Source organism: Umezawaea sp. Da 62-37, assembly GCF_032460545.1.
GTDB lineage: Bacteria > Actinomycetota > Actinomycetes > Mycobacteriales > Pseudonocardiaceae > Umezawaea.
Genome location: NZ_CP135965.1, coordinates 78,409 through 91,261 on the forward strand (window position 1 = coordinate 78,409; position 12,853 = coordinate 91,261).

Here is a 12,853-nt window from a genome sequence, read left to right on the forward strand (position 1 = left end):
AAACCGTGGAGCCGACGTGGACGGAGGCGAACACCGCACTGCAGACGATCCGCCAACCCAGCGGCAAGACGTAGCCCGACACCCGGTCGAACGCACTTTTGACGAGGCCGTACGGCGGAACGCTGCGGCTGCGCGAGCGGCGCACCGCTGATCGGGCCCCAATAGTCGGGCCAAGCCCTCTGACAGCTGCTTCTCGGCCGGCACAGATGGCAACGTCGCCGGCCGGGGTCCGACAACTCAGGGCCGAATGCCGTCGGAGCTGGTTCTACGGGCGGCGGTGGGATCGGGGGTGGCGGGTGTGGTTGTGGGGTCAGGTCTGCTTCATCGAGGTGAGGACTTCGTGGTAGTGCGGGTTGGCCATGATGCCGAGGATGTTGCCGAAGGGATCGTGGACGGTGGCGGTGATGTAGCCCGCGCCACCCCGGTCCTCGGGGCGCTCGTGGATTTCGGCGCCCAGTCCGACGAGGCGGGCGAGGGTGGTGTCGACGTCGTCCACGGCCCAGTAGACGACCGCACCACCGGTGGGGGTGTGGGGGGCGTACTTGCTGTTCACGATGCCCAACTCGTGTTGGTAGTCGCCGATGCGGAATTCGACGTAACCGCCCTCCACGACGTAGTAGGGCTCGATGCCGAGGAGGTCGGTGTACCAGCGGGTGGCCGCGTCCAGATCAGCGGCGAAATAGGACACGGTGGTCAGACCACGCAACACGAAAAGCTCCAATCGATCAATACCCGGCAGGCTCAGGCGGTCGCCCGGCTGTTCTCACCGTCCCCGGCGACAATCCCCTGGAGAATGGCTCCCGGTGGTGACTTCCGGTGGTTCCCGACGGTTCCCGGTGACGGTTCTTGGTGACGGTTTCCCGAGGCCCCCCAACGACTCCCCCCGTGACACCCTCGGTGGTCGTCCCCTGTGATGGCTCCTGGTGGACGCACCCGGTGGCTCCCCCGGTGGTGACTCCCGACGGTTCCGGGTGGTGGCTCCATGATGGTGGGTGAAAGTGCTCACCGAATGAGCACTTTCACCGGGAGACTTCCGGGCATGAGAGCTGATCGGCTTGTCGCCACCCTGTTGCTGATGCAGGCCCACGGGCGGGTGACCGCGGCCGAACTGGCGACCGAGTTGGAGGTGTCGGTGGCCACGGCGCGACGGGACCTCGAGGCGCTGTCGACCGCGGGGGTGCCGGTGTACCCACAGCCGGGGCGGGGCGGTGGGTGGTCGTTGGTGGGTGGGGCACGGACGGATCTGAGCGGGCTGACGGCGTCCGAGGCGCAAGCGTTGTTCGTGCTGGCGGGGCCCGCGGCGGCGGTGTCGCCCGCGGTGAAGTCGGCGTTGCGGAAGTTGGTGAGGGCGCTACCGGAAACATTCCGGGCGGACGCCGAAGCAGCCGCGCGGGCCGTGGTGGTCGACCCGACCGGATGGGGCGGCGGCGGGTCGGGGTGGGGGCGACCGGAGGAGGTGGTGGAGCGGTTGAAGACGGCCGTGGTGCGGCGGGTACGGGTGCGGTTCGGGTACCCGAGTCGGGGAAAGAACACCACCACACAGGAGATGCCCTCCCAGGAGACCACCACGCCCGAGGTGACCACACGGGAGGCGACCACGCCGGAAGTGGCCACGCCGGAAGTGGCCACACGGGAGATGACCGCATGGGAGATGACCGCATGGGAAGTGACCACGCGGGAGGTGGACCCGTGGGGGTTGGTGGAGAAGGGCGGGGTCTGGTACCTGGTGGCCGGGACGGACAGCGGGCAACGGACATTCCGGGTGGACCGCATGGTGGACGCGGTCGTGCTGGACACCCCCGCGCGGCGTCCCGACGACTTCGAGTTGACGCAGGCGTGGGAACGGGTCGTGGGCGAGATGGAGGGGGCGGCGGTCGTCGGTGACGGCGGTGGTGACACTGCCCGCCGCGCTACTGCCGGTGCTGCGGTCCCAGTTCGGGCGACACTGCGAGGTACTGGAGCACACGGACGGGCGGGTCCGGGTACGGGTCGCCGCGCACACCGCGCTGGGGGTGGCGCAGCCGTTGGCGGGGTGGGGCGCGCTGGTGGAGGTGGAGGAGCCGCAGTCGGTGCGGGCGGAATTGGCACGGCTGGGGGCGGAGTTGGTCGGGCGCTACGCCTGAACAACCGAAAAGGGGACCCGCACAGACCTTCGACCGCGTCCACACCCGTGTCCTGGACCGAGATCGACACCTGCCGACGTGCCGAAGACCTCGTATTCCTGGCCGGAGACGTCCTGACCAGGGCCACCCACGGCGAAGACCTCCACACCGGGATGTATGAGAGGGCGATACCACTACCCACACAACCAACCCACAACCCATAAGACCACGCGGCCATAGGGCCATGCAGCCACAGAGGACGTGAGCGCGAGGGCGCGAGCGCAGGGGCGCGGGGGCGCGGGCCGTCGAGCGGGAAAGGGGCGGGCACGGCGGAGTCCACGAAGGACCGGTCGCCGGAGGCGTCCGTGCAGAACCCGGCCACGTAGCACGGAACCGGCCGTGGACACGGCATCCGGGGGGTGCCGGACCGCGCGGACGAGGCGACCCACGTACCCGCACCGGAAACGACAGGGGCGTGGGAACGGGTCGTGGACGAGGTGGAAGGGCGGCGGTCGTCGGTGACGGCGATCGTGACACTGCCCACCGGGCCGCCGCCCGTGCCGCGATCCCGGCTCTGACGACACCGCCGGGTGCTGGAGCACGCCGACAAGCGGGTCGGGCCCGGGTGGCCGCGCACACCACGTCGGGGGTGGCGCAGCCGTCGGCGGGATGGGGCGCACCGGTGCAGGTGCGGGAGCCACGATCGGTGAGGGCAGACGGCGCGGTCGGGGGCGGAGCCGGTCGGGCGTTACGCGTGAGCCACACCCCCGGCCCCGCGCTGGCCGGTTGGCGACGGGGACGGCCGGTCTGTCGATCCGCCGACGAGCAGACGCCCGGCAGGTGGGCCGGTACGCGGCACTGGAAGCGGTGCAACGGAATCGACGCGGGACCGGGCGGAGGGGTGGGAGACCACGGACGGGTGGGTTCGAGTGCGGGTCGCCGCGCACACGGCGTTGGGGGTGGCACAACCACTGGCGGGGTGGGGGCGCTGGTGGAGGTGACGGGGCCGGAATCGGTACGGGCGGAACCGGCATGACTGGGGGCCGGACTGGTGGGGCGTTACGCGTGAACAACCCGAAAAACGGAACCGCACAGACCTTCGAAGACGAAACCCGGAACCGGGCCGGCGGGAACCGGGCCAAACCGCTACACCGCAGGACGGGACGCGACAGGGCAGGACGCGGCGCGGCGCGGCGGGGTGAGGCGGGGTGAGGCGGGGTGAGGCGGGGTGAGGCGGACAGGAACCGGGGCGGGTGGGGCGGGTGGACCACGATCCACACCCGGAGGGGCAACACGACCGGCGGGATCGGAGGGGGTGTCACGCACGGCGCCACTCCCCCGACCGACCGGGCGGCCGGTACCGTGACAACCGCCGTACCAACCGGTCGGTACCCCAGTGCGGAGGAGTGTCGTGGTGACGAACGCGCGGGAACTGTGGCGGATCCTGGAACCCCTGCACGGGATGATCTACTTCGTCCCCGAAGGCCAGCAGCGCTACGCCGCCCTGGGACTGGACCGCACCGCCGGATACTTCGCCTCCCGCGCCGCCGCGTTGGGACCGGTATCGGCCGAGGTCGTGATCGCCACCTTCTACAACTTCAACCCCACACTGGTACACGGGGCCATCCCCGCGGCGTGGGAGAAGACCACCCCCGAGGCGCTGCTGGCAGCCCGACTGGACGCCGCCGACACCGCATTGCGGCGCGGCCTGGGCGACCTGGTGACACAGACCGGGGAACTGGGCGCGCTCGCGCGGCGGGCCGCGGAGAAGGCGTGCGAGACACCGCAGGGACGGCCGCTGTTCGCTGCACACGCGGCACTGCCCTGGCCCGAGGAACCACTGCTCGCGCTGTGGTGGGCACAGACACTGCTACGCGAATACCGCGGCGACGGACACCTCGCCGCACTGCTGCTGGAAGGACTCTCCGGCATCGAAGCACTGGTCGTGCACTCCGGCAGCGGCGAGGTCACGGCCGAGGCGTTGCGGCGGACACGGGGATGGTCCACCGAGGAGTGGTCGGCAGCGGTGGACGGACTGCGCGTGCGGAGACTGGTCGACGGTGAGGGTGTGCTGACCGAGGCCGGCCTGGAATTGCGGGCACGGGTGGAAGGTCGGACCGACGAGATGGCGGAAGGGCCGTACACGGTACTGGACCAGACGGAACGGGAACGATACGTGGAACTGGCACGACCGTTGAGCCGCGCGATCGTCGCAGCCGGGTTGCTGCCCTTCAAGAAGTGACGGTGCCGGCGGTGGTGGTGTGCCAGCGGTACCGGTGCGCCGGCGGTACCGGTGTGCCAGCAGTGGTGGTGTGCGGGTGGGTTTCCGGGCAGCAAAAGGCACATCGTCGCCCGGTCCAGGTTCCCGGACCGGTCGTGGTGCGGCAGAAGGGCACATCACCGCCTGCCCCCGGTTCGCGGGCAGTAGAAGGGCACATCGTTACCCGGTCCGGGTTTGCGGACCGGTGGTTCCGGGTTTGCGGACCAGTGGTGCGGAAGAAGGACACATTGCTCTGCCCGCCTGGGTTTGCGGACCGGTGGAAGGACACATCGCCCGCCCGGTCCAGGTTCCCAGGCAGTGGAAAGGCGCATCGCCGCCCGGACCGGGTTTGCAGACCGGTGGTACGGCAGAAGGACACATCATTACCCGGACCGGGTCTCCCGGACCGGGCCTCCCGGTGTGGGCCTCCCGGTGTGGGCCTCCCGGTGTGGGCCTCCCGGTGTGGGCCTCCCGGTGTGGGCCTCCCGGTGTGGGCCTCCCGGTGTGGGCCTCCCGGTGTGGTGGTGCGGCCTGACCGGGCCGCACCACCACACCGGTCAGGCCTGCGTGAGCGCCGATGGCCCGGCCGAGGAGGCGCTGCTCGTCGTCCGGGAGCCAACGGGCGGCATGGACCATGCCCAACGCCATGGCCAGGCGCAGGCCGTCCTCGCCGGTACCCAGATCGGTGAGGTAGGCGGGCAGCAACAGTGCCAGGGCTTTGAGGTCACCGCGGGCACGGAGCCTGACGAACAACTCGGCCAGCAGCGGCTCGACGGGTCGTGGACCGGTCACGCCGGTGGCGCGGAAGCCATCGGCGATGGACATGCGCGTGGCATCGGCATACGGACCCGGCGGCACATCCGACAGATGCGCCGCGGCCAGGGTGTAATGCTCACGCGCCCGGACGATGTCGACCAATGCGGAGGCCAGGGTGTGGCCGTCGTGGCCAGGCCGGGGTGGTCGCGCAGGAGTTGGGTGGTCAGCCAGTCGCGCAGCGGTGTGGTGGTGGGGTTCCAGGAGTTCAGGCCGAAGATCACCGGCACGGGGTCGGTGGGGCCGCGGGTGGCCAGCAGGTCGAGCACGAACCGCAGCGCCAGCACGGTCTTGCCGGAGCCTTCGCCGCCGAGCACGACGAGCCGTCGTGAGGTGATGGAGCGGTGGACGTCCGCGATCCGGTCGGGTGCGGTGAGGTCGTGGAGTAGGGCCACGGCACCGGGTGGGAGGCCGAGGATGTTCTCCCAGTGGTCGGTGGTGCACTCGGGGGCGGGGTGCCAGCGGACGGGCAGTGGGAACGGGTCGTGGACCCGGAGGTGCTCCTCCTCGCGCTGCCACCGGGTGCCGACGGCGCGCGCCAGCCGGTCGGCGGCCTCGCCGAGCGCGTCCCGCGCGGGTCCGCCGATGGTGAGGTGGGTGGCCTGCACGACCGGGCCGTTGACGGTTCCGCTGATCTCGTTGGCCGTCCGGTCGTCCCCTGGCATCCGCTCCCCTGCTCCTCGACGGCACCCCCGCGTCGGTCCGACCAGGGTAGTGGCGGGGCGGGGGCCCGTCTCCGGAATACGGCGGTGCCGCTGCCCTGCGCACCGGCTGTTCCCAGGGTGCGTGGCAGGCTGTGGCGGTGGATCTCGGCGTGATCGGGCAGGCGGTCGGGATGTTCGCCGTGACCAACATCGACGACCTGCTCATCCTCGCGTTGTTCTTCGGGCGGGCGCGGGGTGCGGGGCGGATCGTGGTCGGGCAGTACCTGGGGTTCGGCGGGATCCTGGTGGTGTCGGTGGTCGGCGCGCTGGGGGCGACGCTGTTGCCGGAGTCGGTGCGGCCGTGGTTGGGGTTGTTGCCGATCGCGTTGGGGATCAAGGCGTTCCTGCGGCGCGATGACGACGACGGTGATCCGGACGAGACGGGGCCCGGTGTGCTGGCCGTGGCGGGGGTGACGTTGGCCAACGGGGGCGACAACGTCGGGGTGTACGTGCCGGTGTTCAGCAGTTCAGGGCACCTTGTCGTGTACGTGGTGGTGTTCCTGGTGCTGGTCGGCGTGTGGTGCGCCGCGGGGCGGTTCCTGGCGACGCGGCCGGTGGTGGCACGGGCGTTGGCGCGGTGGGGGCACGTGCTGCTGCCGGTGGTGCTGGTGGGGGTGGGTGTGCTGATCCTGGTGGAGGGGTTCTTCTAGAGGGGGCCGTTGTAGACGACGGTGCCCTTGTCGTCGGTGACGCGCGCGGTCAGGTCGGTGATCTTGTCGCGTGGCAGGGGGACGAAGTAGGCGAAGGTCTCGGAGTCGGCGTTGCTGAGGACGGCCTTGCCGCCGGGCAGGAAGATCTCGACCTTCGTGATGCCCGGCAGGGTGCGGCCGTAGCCCAGGAAACCGGTGTCGGCGTCGATGCCGCCGGCCTTGGCGAGGACCTTGCCCGCGTTGCGCAGGGTGGCCTCGGTCATCGGGCCGACGCCGGAGCCGCTGCCGAGCGGGTGCACGCCGCACATGGCGATGGTGCGGGTGGTGCTGGCGACGACGAGCTTGTGGCCCTGGCCGTCGTCGATGAGCGCGCCGAGCTTGAAGTCGGCGGGGTCCAGTTCGGCGTTGCCGCAGGCGCGCAGGAGGTCGGCTTTGACCGCCTGGTTCCCCTGGGGGGCGGCCGTGGTGGCCTTGACCGCGGTGGAGGGCGGGGCGGATGAGGGCGCGGGGTCACCTGGCAGTTGGGCCAGCGCGGTCCCCTGCTGGTCGGCGGGGGCCCACAGCACGTTGCTGATCACCAGGAGCAGCAACGCGACAGCGATGACCACAACGGCCGTGGCACTCCTGGATCCGATCGGCACCGTCTTCCCTTCACTCCAGGGTGAAAGTGTGGCACGAACGGGTGAGGAAGATCGACACCAGCCTCACTTTGGGGTGAGGACGGTGGTGTGCTTGACCTCCGCGCTCTCCAGCGCGCCGTGCACCGGGACGTCGTAGCCGGCGAGCACGGTGAACTCCGCGTGCGGCAGGTGCGCCCGCTGCGGGTCTCCTACCAGCACCGTCGCGCCGCGGTCGGCGGCGGCGCGCAGGAAGGGCAGCACGCGGGCGGCCATGTCGCGGTCGTAGAACACGTCGCCCGCGAGCACGACGTCGAAGTCCGTCGACCCCTCGTCGAGCAGGTCGGCGGTGACGACGTGGACGGTGGTGTCGTTGAGGGCGGCGTTGAGGGTGACGGCGGCGGCCGAGCGGGGGTCGATGTCGTTGGCCGTGGTGTCGCCTGCCCCGGCGAGGCGGGCGGCGATGGCGACGAGTCCGGATCCGGCGGCCAGGTCGAGGACGCGGCGGCCTTCGACGAGGTGCGGGTGGTCGAGCAGGTAGCGGGCCAGCGCTTGGCCGCCCGCCCAGGGGAACGCCCAGAACGGCGGGGCGGTCTCGTCGGTCGCCTCCCAGAGGGCGATGACGTCGTCGGCGCCGCGCAGCACGATCTCGGGGACGAGCGGGACGGGTTGGGGGTGGGTGTTGGCCAGGACGAACGCGGAGTGGTCCACCTAGGCGGTGGGCCGCTGGGCGGGCTGGGCCTCACGGAACATGGCGCGATGGTAGTACCGGGATGCTTGTGGCGATGCAGCGGTGCGGTGGAGTCCTCGATCGGGCACGGCGTGGCGAGGTTGGTGCGATCGTGCAATCGACAGGGAGGATCGTTCTAACGTTTCCGCAGTTCACGGTGTTCTGATGAGGTGGTCGGTTTCCGCTTCACCAGTTCCGGGAGTACGAACGTGGCACTCGATTCCTACGTCAGCCTCGGCCGGTCCGGCCTCAAGGTGAGTCCTTTCGCCCTGGGGGCGATGACCTTCGGTGACGAGGGCGGTCTCGGCTCCGGGGTGCCGGAGTCGGAGGCGATCCTGCGGGCGTACCTCGATCGCGGCGGCAACTTCGTCGACACCGCCAACTTCTACGGCAACGGCCACTCCGAGAAGATCCTCGGCGACTTCTTCGCCCGCCACCCCGGTGTGCGCGACCGGGTCGTGCTGGCCACGAAGTTCTTCGGCAACCTGCACCGCGGCGACCCCAACGGCGGCGGGGCCGGGCGCAAGGCGATCATCGATCAGCTGGAGCAGTCGCTGCGCAGGCTGCGCACCGACTACGTGGACCTGTACTGGTTGCACAACTGGGACGACTCCACGCCCATGGAGGAGACCCTGCGGACGTTGGACGACCTCGTCACCGCGGGCCGGATCCGCTACGTGGGGTTCTCCAACACCCCGGCCTGGTTCACCGCGCAGGCGCACACCACGGCGTTGCTGCGGGGCTGGACGCCGGTGACCGCGTTGCAGGTCGAGTACTCGTTGCTGGCCCGCACGGTGGAGGGTGAGCTGATCCCGCTGGCGCGCGACGCCGGGATGGGTGTCACCCCGTGGAGCCCGCTGAAGAACGGGTTCCTATCCGGGCGCTACACCAGGCACGACTCCAGCCCGGCCGGTACGACGCGGGCGGCGGTGGTGGGTGCGCCGACCGACGACCAGTACACGGTGATCGAGGCGCTGGCCGGGGTCGCCGAGGAGGTCGGGGTGGGGTCCGCCGCAGTCGCGCTGGCCTGGTTGCGCGGGCGTCCCGGTGTCAGCTCGACCCTCATCGGGCCTCGGACCCTGGCCCATCTCGAGTCGAGCCTCGCCGGGTTGGAGGTGGTGCTGACGGCCGGGCAGGTCGATCGGCTGGATCGGGTGTCGGCTCCGGCGTTGAACTACCCGGCCGAGCTGAACCGGGCGACCGGGGCGATGTTGAAGTACGCGGGCGCCGCGGTGGACGGTCGCGAGTCGACGGTGTACCCGCCTCTGCTCCAGGACACGCGCTACTGAGCAGGCCCGCGGGCGGATCGGGGTCCCCTGGTCGAGTGGGCCCCCGAATTCGAGGGTAGCGGTGGGGTACGACAGTTCCGGAAGCCCGATGTCGGGCCTCCGGAACGGCGTCGGGTCACGCGTACGGGTCCGCCCTGGTCACAACCCTCCCGCGACTCGCAGGACCGCCCCCGTGGTGAACGACGCCTCCGGGCTCAGGAGCCAGGTGATGGCGGCAGCGATGTCGTCGGGTTCGCCCGCGCGGCGCAGGGGGATGACGGCGGCCATGCGGTCGGGGCGGTCGGGGATGCCGGAGGTGGTGTGGATGTCGGTGCGGACGGTGCCGGGGGCGACGCAGTTGACGCGGATGCCGCGTGGGCCGAGTTCTTTGGCGAGGCCGATGGTGAGGGCGTCGACGGCGGCTTTCGCGGCCGCGTAGTGGACGTACTCGCCGGGGCTGCCGAGGGTGGCCGCGGCGGAGGAGACGTTGACGATGGCGCCGCCCTCCGTCAGGTCCTGGGCGGCGCGGCGGGCGCACAGGAGGGCGCCGACGAGGTTGACGTCGACGACCGCGCGGAGGTCTTCGACGCGCAGGTCGGCCAGGTTGCCCGCGGGGCTGGTGACGCCCGCGTTGTTGACCAGGCCGGTGATGGGGCCGAGGGCGGTCGCGGCGGTGTCGAACAGCGCGTCCACATCGTCCGCGGAGGTGGTGTCGACGCGGATGGCGACGGCGCGGCCGCCCGCGGCCTCGATGTCGTGGACGAGCACGTCCGCCTCCGTCCTGGCCTGGCGGTAGCCGATGGCGAGGTGGTGCCCCAGTGCGGCGAGCCTGCGGACGGTCGCGGCGCCGATGCCGCGGCTGCCGCCGGTGACCACGGTTACTTGACTCATGGCGTCACCCTAATGCAATACTCGTATCCGAGTATCCGGAAGCGAGTGATGTGGTGTACCGCCGTACCAACACGCTGGGGCTGGCCGTGCTGGGGCTGCTCCGGGAACGCGACATGCACCCCTACGAGATGGCCTCCACGCTGCGCGAACGCCACCAGGAAGCGAGCGTCAAGCTCAACTACGGGTCGCTGTACACCGTGGTCGAGGCGCTGCTCAAGCACGATCTGGTGCACGCGGTGGGCACGCTGCGCGAGGGCAACCGACCCGTGCGCACCGTCTACGGCCTCACCGACGCCGGGCGCGCGGAGCTGCACGACTGGTTGCGCGAGCTGATCGCGGAACCGGCCAAGGAGTACCCGCGGTTCGAGGCGGGGGTGGCCCTGATCGGTCTGCTGCCGCCCGACGAGGCGATCGGGCTGTGCGAACGCCGCGCGGACACCCTCGACGCGCAGCTGGTGGCGCTGCGGGAGGTCATGGTGGCGCTGGGCGAGCAGGGGCTGCCGCAGCTGGCGTGGATCGAACTGGAGTACCGGGTCGCGATGGCGCGCGCCGAGCGGGACTGGGTGCGGTGGTTCGCGACCACGGCGCGGGCGGGCGGGCTGGGCGGGCAGGAGTTCTGGCGGGATCTGCACGCGGGTGACCGGGCCGGGAACGTGCGCACGACCAGGGAGGACGACCATGGCTGACAAGCCGCCGAAGCTGCTGTTCGAGGTGTCCGGGATCCTCACGGCCCCGCCGGAGCGGGTGGCGCCGCTGCTGCCCGCTCCGATGCAGGGTGGGTGGTGGTACCGGGGCGAGCACCACGCGCTGCCCCACCCGGAGGGCACCCGGTACGTCCACCGGGTCTACAACGTCGCCCAGTGGTGGCGGTGGGGTGTGCCGTTGGCCAACAAGCTGTTCATCGGGTACCGGGCGGGTATGCGCGAGGGGATGCGGCGGGGGCTGGAGCGCCACGCCGCCGAGCTGGGGTGCCTGGTCCGGTTGGAGGACTAGCGCGGCGCTTCGAAGGGTCGTCCGGGCACAGGTCGGGGGCGGCGGGAGCCGCGTTCGACTCCCCGCCTTCACCCGTTCAGCCCTATTCGTGCAATCTATGGCCGTGAACGAGCCGCGCTGCTCCGCGTTCTCCGAGGTACTGGCCGAGCCCGAGGCCGGTACCGCCGCCACCGCCAAGGCCTGGGTGTGTCTCGAGCAGCCCGGACCGTGGGGTGGGGACGCCCTGCTGGAGAGCCATCTCGACGTCGACCTGGGCGCGGAGCTGATCCGCCGTTCGCGCGGCACCGGGGTGCGGGTGCTGCTGATCCGCCGTCCCGGCATGCATGCCGACCGGCACCTCCCCCAGCGCCGTCGGGTCTACCTCGCGAGCTGCGCGCCGGGTGCCTCGTGGCTGGAGCGCGCCGACGTGTCCTCGCCGGAGGAGCTGCTGCGGCTGGACTTCGCCGCGCTGGGCGCCGGGCGGTCCACCGGGTTCGGTACGCCGGTCGCAGGTCCGCTGCTGCTGGTGTGCACGAACGGGCGGCGCGACGTGTGCTGCGCCCTCTACGGACGTCCCGTCGTGGCGGAGTTGGCCGCGCGGCACGGGGACGCGGTGTGGGAGTGCACGCACACCGGCGGGCACCGGTTCTCCCCCACCGGTGTGCTGCTGCCGTCGGGGTACCTCTACGGGCGGGTGGACGCGGAGTTCGGCGAGGAGCTGCTGACCACCGACGAGGGTGTGGTGGTGCGGCGGTGCCGGGGCCGGTCGTACTGGTCGAAGGCCGGGCAGGCGGCCGAGGTCGCCGTGCGCGAGCTGGTCGGCGAACGGGCCGACGTGTTGGAGGTCGATCCCGAGCGGCGGCGTGACGAGGGCGGGTGGACGGTGCTGGTGCGCCACCGCGACGGCCGGGAGTGGCGGGTCGGGGTGGCGGAGCGGGCGTTGCCGCCCGCGCGGCCGACCAGTTGCGGCAAGGAGCCCGCGGTGCCGACGGCGTTGGTCGTGACCAGCGTGGATCAGCTCGTGCCGGTGGCCTAGGAGCCCGGTCCGCGCGGGACGGCGGCGGAGAACAGGCCGAGGCCCAGGGCGTGGGTGTCGACCAGGCCGACGGTGTGCAGCGCGTCCTGCGGCAGGGCGAGCAGCGAGAGCGCGACGCCGAGGAAGTAGGCGTCGAGCACCCCCGCGTCGGCGGTGGTGCTGGGCAGGCCAGCCACCTGGTGCAGCTGTGCGGAGGCTTCGGCGTTGGCGACGGCCATCCGGCTCAGTTCGGCCCGCACGCCGGGGCGGCGCACGGCCTCCAGGTACAGCTCGACCATGGCCAGCAGCTGGGTGGGGTCGGCGATCGCGCGCCGCAGCAGGGCCGGGTAGAGCTCGGCGACGTCGGTGGCGGTCACCCCGGCGGGGGTCGTGTCGCGGAGCATGCGCACGGCGGCGACGTGCAGGTCGGTCATCCGGTTGGCCGCGGCCTGCAGCAGCGACTCCCTGGTCGGGAAGTAGTTCTTGGTCGTGCCCAGCGGGACGCCCGCGCGGCGGTCCACGGCGCGGTGGGTCAGGCCGCGACCGCCCTCGCCCGCCAGGACGGAGATGGCGGTGTCGCACAGCAGGTCGCGGCGGGGTGTCACGTTCCGGGGACAGTACTGGTCCGTTCGGCGCAGCGCAGCTCGAGGGTTGACCGCGACGCACCCGCGCCTGCCAGCAGCTTCCCGCCCAGCAGGACGAGCCAGCCGCCGCAGGCGCAGCGCCGGTAGACCACGGTGCCGGCGCTGCTGCGGTGGGTGGAGTCGGGGTGGGCGGGGTCGTCGACGGGCCAGCCGCAGGAGGGGCATCTGGTGTTCACGCCTCCAGCGT

At 71.6% G+C, this 12,853-nt stretch carries 13 protein-coding genes and 1 pseudogene; 7 read left to right on the forward strand and 7 right to left on the reverse strand.

Going from position 1 to position 12,853, the window contains the following annotated elements:
• Positions 1-310: 310 nt before the first annotated feature.
• Positions 311-709: a VOC family protein gene (locus tag RM788_RS00385; RefSeq protein ID WP_315929315.1), complete on the reverse strand. Its 399-nt coding sequence runs from the start codon at positions 707-709 to the stop codon at positions 311-313.
• A 330-nt stretch (positions 710-1,039) separates the two neighbouring features.
• On the opposite strand from RM788_RS00385, the pseudogene RM788_RS00390 reads away from it, so the two are divergent.
• Both RM788_RS00390 and RM788_RS00400 read left to right on the forward strand, forming a co-directional pair.
• Positions 1,040-2,123, forward strand: a pseudogene (locus RM788_RS00390) (helix-turn-helix transcriptional regulator).
• Between the two features lie 1,393 nt (positions 2,124-3,516).
• Positions 3,517-4,344 carry an SCO6745 family protein gene (locus tag RM788_RS00400; protein ID WP_315929313.1) on the forward strand — a complete coding sequence of 276 codons (828 nt, stop codon included), beginning with the start codon at positions 3,517-3,519 and terminating at the stop codon, positions 4,342-4,344.
• Between the two features lie 806 nt (positions 4,345-5,150).
• Here the strand turns inward: RM788_RS00400 and RM788_RS00405 are convergent.
• Positions 5,151-5,840 carry a hypothetical protein gene (locus RM788_RS00405; RefSeq protein ID WP_315929389.1) on the reverse strand — a complete coding sequence of 230 codons (690 nt, stop codon included), beginning with the start codon at positions 5,838-5,840 and terminating at the stop codon, positions 5,151-5,153.
• Positions 5,841-5,977: 137 nt separating this feature from the next.
• Here RM788_RS00405 and RM788_RS00410 point away from each other — a divergent pair, with 137 nt between their 5' ends.
• Positions 5,978-6,529 (forward strand): cadmium resistance transporter, encoded by a 552-nt coding sequence (locus RM788_RS00410; RefSeq protein ID WP_315929390.1) that lies wholly within the window; start codon positions 5,978-5,980, stop codon positions 6,527-6,529.
• Here RM788_RS00410 and RM788_RS00415 read toward each other — a convergent pair.
• A complete protein-coding gene (locus RM788_RS00415) occupies positions 6,526-7,137 on the reverse strand; it encodes a hypothetical protein (protein ID WP_315929391.1) in 612 nt (203 codons plus the stop codon). The genes RM788_RS00410 and RM788_RS00415 overlap by 4 nt on opposite strands.
• A 96-nt stretch (positions 7,138-7,233) precedes the next feature.
• Positions 7,234-7,857 carry a class I SAM-dependent methyltransferase gene (locus RM788_RS00420; RefSeq protein WP_315929392.1) on the reverse strand — a complete coding sequence of 208 codons (624 nt, stop codon included), beginning with the start codon at positions 7,855-7,857 and terminating at the stop codon, positions 7,234-7,236.
• Between the two features lie 228 nt (positions 7,858-8,085).
• Between RM788_RS00420 and RM788_RS00425 the strand changes: the two genes are divergently transcribed.
• A complete protein-coding gene (locus tag RM788_RS00425; RefSeq protein ID WP_315929393.1) occupies positions 8,086-9,165 on the forward strand; it encodes an aldo/keto reductase in 1,080 nt (359 codons plus the stop codon).
• Positions 9,166-9,303: 138 nt separating this feature from the next.
• Here RM788_RS00425 and RM788_RS00430 read toward each other — a convergent pair whose 3' ends face one another.
• Entirely contained in the window at positions 9,304-10,035 is a 732-nt protein-coding gene (locus RM788_RS00430) for an SDR family oxidoreductase (RefSeq protein WP_315929394.1), read from the reverse strand.
• A gap of 53 nt (positions 10,036-10,088) precedes the next feature.
• Here RM788_RS00430 and RM788_RS00435 point away from each other — a divergent pair, with 53 nt between their 5' ends.
• The 3 genes from RM788_RS00435 to RM788_RS00445 all read left to right on the forward strand — a co-directional run bounded on the left by RM788_RS00435 (position 10,089) and on the right by RM788_RS00445 (position 12,043).
• Positions 10,089-10,721 (forward strand): PadR family transcriptional regulator, encoded by a 633-nt coding sequence (locus tag RM788_RS00435; RefSeq protein ID WP_315929395.1) that lies wholly within the window; start codon positions 10,089-10,091, stop codon positions 10,719-10,721.
• On the forward strand, positions 10,714-11,028 hold the full coding sequence (locus tag RM788_RS00440) for a hypothetical protein (protein WP_315929396.1): 315 nt from the start codon (positions 10,714-10,716) through the stop codon (positions 11,026-11,028). Before RM788_RS00435 ends, RM788_RS00440 begins: the two co-directional genes overlap by 8 nt.
• Positions 11,029-11,125: 97 nt before the next feature.
• Positions 11,126-12,043 (forward strand): ferredoxin family protein, encoded by a 918-nt coding sequence (locus tag RM788_RS00445; protein WP_399342861.1) that lies wholly within the window; start codon positions 11,126-11,128, stop codon positions 12,041-12,043.
• On the opposite strand, the gene RM788_RS00450 is transcribed toward RM788_RS00445, so the two are convergent.
• Together RM788_RS00450 and RM788_RS00455 are read right to left on the reverse strand one after the other, a co-directional pair.
• Positions 12,040-12,627 (reverse strand): TetR/AcrR family transcriptional regulator, encoded by a 588-nt coding sequence (locus RM788_RS00450; protein WP_315929398.1) that lies wholly within the window; start codon positions 12,625-12,627, stop codon positions 12,040-12,042. The two genes, RM788_RS00445 and RM788_RS00450, sit on opposite strands and share 4 nt — an antisense overlap.
• Positions 12,624-12,842: a hypothetical protein gene (locus tag RM788_RS00455; protein WP_315929399.1), complete on the reverse strand. Its 219-nt coding sequence runs from the start codon at positions 12,840-12,842 to the stop codon at positions 12,624-12,626. Before RM788_RS00455 ends, RM788_RS00450 begins: the two co-directional genes overlap by 4 nt.
• Positions 12,843-12,853 lie beyond the last annotated feature (11 nt).